At 41.2% G+C, this 7,176-nt stretch carries 8 protein-coding genes; 3 read left to right on the forward strand and 5 right to left on the reverse strand.

The features are described 5' to 3' along the window. Window positions 1-168 precede the first annotated feature (168 nt). Entirely contained in the window at window positions 169-378 is a 210-nt protein-coding gene (locus DFP83_RS13075; RefSeq protein ID WP_241971654.1) for an integrase, read from the forward strand. 20 nt (window positions 379-398) lie between these two features. Here DFP83_RS13075 and DFP83_RS13080 read toward each other — a convergent pair whose 3' ends face one another. The 5 genes from DFP83_RS13080 to DFP83_RS13830 form a co-directional block, all read right to left on the reverse strand. Beyond that, entirely contained in the window at window positions 399-1,544 is a 1,146-nt protein-coding gene (locus DFP83_RS13080) for a reverse transcriptase family protein (protein WP_110576468.1), read from the reverse strand. Between the two features lie 164 nt (window positions 1,545-1,708). Further along, entirely contained in the window at window positions 1,709-2,974 is a 1,266-nt protein-coding gene (locus tag DFP83_RS13085) for a phosphoribosyltransferase-like protein (RefSeq protein ID WP_110576470.1), read from the reverse strand. A gap of 54 nt (window positions 2,975-3,028) precedes the next feature. Next, window positions 3,029-3,598: a GNAT family N-acetyltransferase gene (locus DFP83_RS13090; RefSeq protein WP_110576472.1), complete on the reverse strand. Its 570-nt coding sequence runs from the start codon at window positions 3,596-3,598 to the stop codon at window positions 3,029-3,031. Between the two features lie 390 nt (window positions 3,599-3,988). Beyond that, window positions 3,989-5,851: a tetratricopeptide repeat protein gene (locus DFP83_RS13095; protein ID WP_110576474.1), complete on the reverse strand. Its 1,863-nt coding sequence runs from the start codon at window positions 5,849-5,851 to the stop codon at window positions 3,989-3,991. A 58-nt stretch (window positions 5,852-5,909) separates the two neighbouring features. Beyond that, window positions 5,910-6,140 (reverse strand): ParE family toxin-like protein, encoded by a 231-nt coding sequence (locus DFP83_RS13830; RefSeq protein ID WP_420843794.1) that lies wholly within the window; start codon window positions 6,138-6,140, stop codon window positions 5,910-5,912. A gap of 95 nt (window positions 6,141-6,235) precedes the next feature. Between DFP83_RS13830 and DFP83_RS13100 the strand changes: the two genes are divergently transcribed. Further along, window positions 6,236-6,454, forward strand: coding sequence for a TIGR02450 family Trp-rich protein (locus DFP83_RS13100; protein WP_110576476.1), 219 nt, complete (start codon window positions 6,236-6,238; stop codon window positions 6,452-6,454). 229 nt (window positions 6,455-6,683) lie between these two features. Beyond that, window positions 6,684-7,097, forward strand: a complete 414-nt coding sequence (locus DFP83_RS13110; RefSeq protein ID WP_110576478.1) for a hypothetical protein — start codon at window positions 6,684-6,686, stop codon at window positions 7,095-7,097. Window positions 7,098-7,176 lie beyond the last annotated feature (79 nt).

Below are 7,176 nucleotides of genomic sequence, written 5' to 3' on the forward strand. Positions count from 1 at the left end.
CGATCACTTAGCGTAAAAAGAGGGTTATGAAAAAGAACGGCTAACAGGTGATCGGATAACTCCGGAATCGCTGTTCGGAATCACCGAAATACGCATAAGTACCAGGATAATGCCCATTACCCTGATGGCCGTTTGAAAGAGAAAGCGGTGCCACATGGCTTTAGAACCATGGCATCGTCAACGTTGCATGAGAGTGACCAGAAGTTTCGCTCTGACGCAATTGAGCGTCAATTAGCACACGTTGAACAGAACAAGGTGAAGGGCGCTTATTCGCACAAGGCGGAGTACTGGGATGAGCGTGTTGAAATGATGGATTGGTGGGGAAATATGTCTACAACGAAAGTATCTAACGCAGAAAATTATTATAGCTCTTGGTAATCAAATCTCTTGAGTTTAGCTCACAGAGGCCAGTCGATAGATTGAAACCTTTGCATACAAAGTTTGCCAAAATCACTGTCGACCTGACATGCGTAGTTTATTAAGCCTCTAAGGTGGTTTTTGAAACCAATTACAGATACAAAACCAAGGTGCTCAGAATGTTTCTCTGGGCCAACGGAGCCTTTTTCGCAAAAGAATAAGTGTTGTTTGAGTTTTCGTTTAAAGCTTTTCCTAAGTTGTGGGACATCTCCGCAAATGTTCATCCCCAAATAAAACTTCCTAGCTCCAGGTGGGGCAATAGTGGTTTTGGCTTTATTCATTGTGTGCCCATACTCACGTAATACGCTATTTACCATAGCTATTATTGTGGATACCTCACCTCTTGAAATGCTTAAGTCAGTAGAAAATGTGATGTCATCAGCATAGCGACTATAATGGCAGCTATGAGCATCTGCGATTCGTTTTAATCTTCGATCTAGGTTGTACGAGACTAAGTTAGCAAGCATTGGGCTTGTTGGGGCCCCTTGAGGCAGAGTTCCTAGTTTGTTATTCGAGTAACCAGGAATCGTGGGGTATCGAATACTAGCAGGGGCACCGCCCCAGTTAACTGGAGGTTTCGCCTTTAATGCAGTACATATTCTTGCCATTTCAAAGCTTAATAACGCAGGATAATTGTATCTTCGAAATACCCTGTATACTGACTTTTCGGTAATAGACTCAAAAAAGCTAACTATGTCAAACTTAAGAAGCCATCGCGCGTTGCAATGTTCTGAAGCTGCATCATATATTTTACTTCCTGGTGAAAATGCAACGCTGCATTCATGCGGTTCCATTTTAGATAGAATGTTTTGATTAATAAATTGTTGTGCTTTTTTGAGATCTTGCTGTGGAACTTTAATTACTCGGAATTTTCTTGGGTTCGATCTACGTCCATTTTTTCGGAGAGTGAATGACCTATATGGTCTCTCGATAGTTCTGTCCACAAAACTACGGAGATTGTTATAGGGAACCCCAGATTTGAGCGCTAGATGGTTGAGTGTAAAAATAACTGGTAGCTCTGGACACGAGGTTTGAATTTTTCGCCCATACAAAGCAGCTGTTTCTACTACAGCTACCGGTTTGTCTGAATTGTGCTTTTTAAAAGCTCGGGAGCTCCATCTATTCATCTACTTTTATCCGTAAGGAGGGTAAATGAGACTCGCAGCAGAGAGTCGACGACCACAGCCTTTAGGTTGCTGTGAGTCTCACTTAGACTCTAAGCGGCGGCTCGCTCAATGAGAAAACAACATGCTCCTCAAAATTGACAGGCTAACAGCCTGTATTCGCTAGATTAATAGAGAGAAGCTCCCAAACTCTGAGGACAATAGTAAAGCTCGCTCTCCTGTTGTTCAAGGCCTTTTGAGCTAACTTGAACTGATTTGCTTTTAAGGTGATCCCTCAAATAACGCCCCCGATCAGTTATGTGATAGTCCTCAATCCACTTATGAGCTTTAGAAAGCTCCAAAACAGAAACTATATCCGTTCGCTTCAGCCCTGTGAAATCCATTATCTGGTATAAAGACTTTGCCTTACCAATCACGGAAAGGACTTGAAATATATGTCGATGCCTTAGAGGCTGTTTTAAGAGCCACTCTAGATACTCACTCTCAGAAGCACCTCTATTATTAAGTACTGGAAGTATTTGGCTTTCGAATTTACTGCCATATTCATAAAACCGTGAGGTACTCCTACCTTTAAATAATGGCTTTATTCCAGTTGTACCAGGTTTAAACATTATTTCTGGTAAGTTGTTGGGAGCTCCGTGTGAGAAAACGGTTAAAAGAGGGTCATGCCAGTTAAAGGTATTCCCCCAAGTTCCGCTTTTATTTTTCTTCGTATAACGATTAAGGAATTGCCGTATTTCAAGCTCTTCACTGTCAGAAAATGCGTCTTTAAAAGAAGGGGCTTCCGTCTCGTAACGAATTTCAGGGTTCAGCTGATGTCTTGATACAAGTCCTCGACCACTTCTCGATGTGGCATAGGCAATAACGAAAAAGTTAATTAATTTTGCGGAATGCAGGGCTCTAATTGACGGTACTGCCCAAAATGAATCAAGCACATTTGAGATTCTGGTGCCGGAGCCTATTAAGTCAGTTACTATCACGTATTGCTTTACCTTCTTTTTCTGCAAAGCTTGAGCGGTAGGGTGGAGTAATACCTTATTTGGATTCTCCCGCATACTAGAGGTTATTATGTTTGAAATTACACCTTCACTACCGACTTCGTGGCGATGAGCATTTTCTGTAGGTATTGGAGACATTGCGATGCCATAGAACTTTCTGTTTCGTTTGCGTCTTGGACTTTTGTAGTAAGGCAAGATTTTACCATTTCTCTTCCTTGGCTCTCTTTCGCAGAAACAAGCGGTTGGTTGAGATTGGGTTACCTCTTGTAATTGTTGAGCAATGTATACCTTGAACTGCTTGTCAGATACCCAATACAAAGCATTGATTAACTTTTCGGCATAATGCCTATCGTTGTGACCGAATTGAGAACACCATTGCTTTCCTGGTTCCGTTTCAGAAAACTTAATTTGGTTAATAATCGTTAAGCTTGCCATGTTAAGAAGCCTATGAGTGAGCCGAAGTAAGCTGTTGAGTTGAAACAATCAAAATTAAAGGCCCAGTATATCCGTAAGGTCATTGTCGTTTAAAAAGAACAATGGAATTTCAGACTGTTCTTGGTAATTTTTCATGAGGCATAAATCGGAGTATAGACCTCTGGATAGTCTAAACTTCTCGTTATCAGGGACTTCAAATGGCTGCGAATAATTAAAGCCATGACTTTCGTAAAATGCTACTTTATCGATTGGACACAGTAGCGCAACTCTTGAATTGCCCTTAACTATAGACTGCAGTAACTTTCCTCCAAGTCCCTGATTGCGGTATGGTTCTTTTACAAAAATTTTGTGCAGATATGTAGGATATTCCGCATTGGGGGTTGTGAAGAAAATCGCATATCCGTACAAGTGCTGCGACTCGTGAAAAATTGCTACTTTTAAGTGTCCCTCTTTGTAGCACTCATCAAGAACTGACCGTATGTAATTAACAGCGCGCTCTCTGTCTCTTTTGTCAAAACTAAGAAAGTTAGCTAGTAAAAGAGGTGATGTTGATAGATCGCTGAGCATACCTTCAGCCTCTAACTGAAGAACCTCATCTATTTCTTTGGTAAAAGAATTTTGCAAAACCGACTCCTTGAGTAAACCTAATCGTGAACTAAACGAAATAGCCCCTAGGTATCTGATTCGTCGTTATTTTAGAAATACATTATTTGAATGTAAGCCGAGTGCTTTCTTTAGATAGCAATGTTCCCAAATTATCATAATGGGAATAAGCAAACCCAGTAAAAACGGGTTATTTACCTCTTTATACCCCCTTAAGTACTGAAAATCACGTGCTACAGTAAAAAAGACTCAAGGTTAGGTGGCGGATAATAGCACTACTTATGGGGTAGTGATTTTTTGTGAGCTAAGCATCCTGATTAAGAGCATCAGGATGCTTTATTTTACAATAGGCAGCCCTTGGCCGCAGTAGACATGAAATACTTGCAAGTGAGTTGTAACCCTGTTCTCACATCACTCCTCCTGATACTCCTGAATTGCCGTAATGATTTTTTCAAGCGCTTGTTTGACAGCCGGATGGTCACCGTATTTACAGTTTGTAAAGATCCCTTGCTCTAAATACTTAAAAAAATCTGGCGAGAAACCTTCAACAGCTGTGTCCAACACCGTTTTATTCTCTACTAACTGCAGTAGAATTACGACATTGACGGGACTTTCAATATCTAGGCTTAATTCTGCCAGCGATGCTACAAGTGCCAACTTACAAAGTGTGCTTGGCGCATGGTCAGTACATCCAAAATCTAGCCAAGCGCGGTGTTCGAGTAAACTTTTCCAGCCATTGATATCATTGACCACGCATTCTGCTGTCTCGTGCCAAGCGTAGACACAGTCTGGTGTACTGTCGTCATAGTCATACATCTTGTCGCGATCTATGGCCTTAATATCAGTAGCTTCGTTAATAACGTCCTTTGCAGCCAAATACACAGGTGAAGCAAGTTGATTCGCGTTATTAATTGTTAGTTCGGTTTGCGCCTGTTTAAGCGTTAATACGCTAAAATCGCGATAAGCCTCTAACCCATAAATTTGTATATAATGCTGCTGAAACGCTTGCGATTGATAGTAACGATAGTCAGATTGACTAATAGTAGCGGATCGGTGCTGAAATCGTATTTTTTCATCAATTACTTGCTTTACTGCATCCATTGACAACCAACCCAGGACGAGGATTAACTTAGATTCTTCGGTTTTGCATGAATTCAAGTAAACAGACCAGCGGTCGTAACGCTTGCTGTAAAAGTTTAGCCGCAAGATAGCGTTCATTTCGTTTGGCAAACGTTCAAAATCGACTTCTTGAATGTGGTTTAGCATGACGGTAAGTAGAGTTGAGTAATTGAAATCCAGGCTGGTATCAGGACAATCACTTAGATAATGAAACCCGAATGACACTTCTTTGTCCGCATCAACAGTTTGACCAGGCCAGTAGTACAGGCCCATAATCGCGTGCTTTAATAACCGTTCACGTGCTTCTGAGTAATCGTTAGACTGAGAAAGTAGTTGCTCATTTAGATTATGCTCGCTGGAGTTGATTGGAGACTCGATCAAGCCTGCAAATTCGTTTTGGGAAGCAGCCTGCTGCAACTCAGCTTTGCATTGACGAAAAGTATCAAGGTAAATTACGGCTAACGCAATGTGGGCTAAGCCATTTTCCGGGTAGACAGAAACCGCCTCATGTAGGTGTTCCAGTGCGGAATCTTGGTCACCGATAAGCAGTAGTTTCTCACCTAATTGACGGCGTGTTTCACTGGTATCGCTACTCGTCTCAACCTCTGCTGATAAAGTGACGATGTCACTCCATAGACTTTCGGCATAAGTGTTTGAATAGTCATTCCATTCGCCACATTCTGAAAGGAGCGTTCTCAAGCTGTCTTTCTCAAGATCTATCTTCTGCTCGGAGAGGAATAAAGAAGCAAACTTAGGCAACGCATTTAGCGCCTGTTTTGAACGTAAAATCTCCATTTCGAATTTTTTGCGGTGATCTTGGATCTTTCTCTCGAGCTTAGGTCGATCACTTTTTGATTTTAGTGAACGAAATGGGGCGTACTCACTGCTTTCGGACTTGCTTTTGCCAAATATCTTAGTGTACGGACGTAACAAACAAAGATTATCAACCAGCGTTTTAGCGTCCGGCGAAACAAGTGTTTTTTCAGGTCGGTTTCCGCTGCTTATATGGTCATCGTCATCGACATATTTTTCGAAACTTTCTTTACCTTTAAGAATGTCACGAACCGCATTGGCAAGTTTTGTTGAGTCATCGTAACCTAACTGCCGCACAAGGTCAGTGAGTGCTAGTCGTTGCTCATTTTTTGATGTATTCATACTGTGTTCCATATTCAATAATTTTTGTTGATCCCTCATCGATGGGGTCAAAATTTACTTATTTGAGTTTATTAATCATGCGCTCATATTTGTCATGATTTGCTATGTAGGCTGAATTATGTTCAGAAACGAGTAACCTGAAACACATATTTAGCCTGACTGAGCACCATCGCCGTGAACGATTTACTTTTCTTGCTCTAATCGATAGTTGATGTCTGTCGTTTAATATTTGCCGTGCCTTTATAACTAACCTATCTGGACAGCGGCCTAAAACAATAATTTTTTTCATAGTTCCTCCTAGTTCAGAAGTAACTATTAGTGATACCAATTTGGTAGCATAGAGCTTTAGTAAGTTATTTTTAACTGAGTTATAACGGAATTAACATGAACCAAATTAATCCAGCCAAACTTCGCAATAGCAAGTGGACTGCCGTAACGCCGATGAATCGAGAGAAACATTTTTTAGTATCTGAAGTTGAGTACGATGAGGAGGGCGCCGTCATTGCCTGTGTAATCGAATCAGTGCTTTCAAAGAACGAATACTCAATTGATTGGCGCGAGCTAAAAAACGAAGAAAAATGGGTTCAGGGCTGGAAGATGTAGGTTTTAAACCGTTTTCCTTGCGCCAAAGGCGCAAGTTACGGGGCAAAGGCGAAGGGTGCGGGTCAAAGACGCAAGTTATTCCTCAAACACCAAGCCATCGGGATCGGCGCCTAGCTCTTTTAATGCGTCCACTATGCCGTCGTTGAATGCAGTCAGAGTCCGAATTGCTCGTTCAAGTTTGACTTGATAATAAAGATTACTTCAAATCTGCTTTAAAAGGACTTAACTGATGGGCGAAAAAAGAATCGCATGCAAAAAATGTGGCGCACAAGTTGCGCCGGGCGAGAAAAAATGCCCAAGCTGTGGTGTTGAAAATCCTACAATTACTCGAAAGGATGTTATCGGCTTTTTAGTTGTAGGGATAATTACTGTAGGGCTCTTATCTCAATGTATTGGTGGCTCTTCCTATGACGACTATGCAGATGTGAAGTTAAAGGAAATTCGCGAGCTGACAGGAAGTGAACAAAAAGAAATATTAGGAGACTACTTAGTACAGAGTGATATAAACGAAGAATATTCTTATGAGTTTTTCAGATGCATGTCCGATATGGTCAATAGTAAAGCAGATGCTCTCTCATTAAGTAAAGTAATGGGCTGGTGTAAGACAGAGTTTGAGTCGAATGGTAAACCTAGATTCAACTAATAACTGCAACACTCGCTCTTAGCGTGTTGCAATTGCTCTTTAAAAATTATGTCTGGCTGAATAAAGCCCAGTGTTTTCC

It is taken from the genome of Idiomarina fontislapidosi (genome assembly GCF_003226255.1).
GTDB lineage: Bacteria > Pseudomonadota > Gammaproteobacteria > Enterobacterales > Alteromonadaceae > Idiomarina > Idiomarina fontislapidosi.